Here is a 459-nt window from a genome sequence, read left to right on the forward strand (position 1 = left end):
TCTTTATATTTCTCAAACAGTTTCAATATTTCTGAATCCTCAGAAACATCATATGTACTTGCTATTGCATGTCCCAATTCATGAATTACTATTCGCTTTAAAAACATTGACTCTTCTAACATTCTAATTAATACTACATCAAAGTAATCTGAGCTGAACTTCTTGGTATAAATCTCGTGTTTTTCCAATAAATCAATATCATGCTGCATTTGGACCCTATTCATTTCAGGCACAGGCAGCCCCACCGTTTTCGCACGCTTTTTTAGCTTTTGATAATCATCAACTAAATTATTGAATCTATCAGCACATTCCTCTACTTTTTGGATCGTTATACTATCTTCTAATTTCATATCGTGTATTCTTATGTGATTGAATCCTATAAGTTTATCCTCATCACAATACTGAGCAATTTCGTTTCTATCTTTGTATAATTCTCCCTGGTCATTATGAGTGTAATTA

Annotated in this window: 1 protein-coding gene; it reads right to left on the minus strand. The window is 32.2% G+C overall.

The genetic code is table 11. The features are described from left to right. Positions 1-350 (minus strand): hypothetical protein (locus JQM82_RS16100; RefSeq protein WP_235251430.1); only part of this gene is annotated, 350 nt, incomplete at its 3' end. Positions 351-459 lie beyond the last annotated feature (109 nt).

The organism is Faecalicatena contorta (genome assembly GCF_021531995.1).
GTDB classification, from domain to species: Bacteria; Bacillota; Clostridia; order Lachnospirales; family Lachnospiraceae; genus Dorea_A; species Dorea_A contorta_A.